Consider the following 255-nt stretch of genomic DNA (forward strand, 5'->3'; position numbering starts at 1 on the left):
ACCTCACCAACTAGCTAATCCCACGTAGGCGCATCCGATAGCATGTGGCCCGAAGGTCCCACACTTTGGTCCGTAGACATTATGCGGTATTAACAGTCGTTTCCAACTGGTATCCCCCTCTATCGGGCAGCTTCCTACGCATTACTCACCCGTCCGCCGCTAGGTCCGAAAACCCCGCTCGACTTGCATGTGTTAGGCCTGCCGCCAGCGTTCAATCTGAGCCATGATCAAACTCTTCAATTAAAGTTTTTTCTG

Annotated in this window: 1 rRNA gene; it reads right to left on the bottom strand. The window is 52.2% G+C overall.

The window, feature by feature from the left end:
• Positions 1–243: ribosomal RNA gene (locus EOE67_RS20455) — 16S ribosomal RNA — on the bottom strand; the annotation flags it as partial.
• Between the last annotated feature and the right edge of the window lie 12 nt (positions 244–255).

Origin of the sequence: Rheinheimera riviphila, from assembly GCF_004005945.1 — a bacterium.
Lineage (GTDB): Bacteria > Pseudomonadota > Gammaproteobacteria > Enterobacterales > Alteromonadaceae > Pararheinheimera > Pararheinheimera riviphila.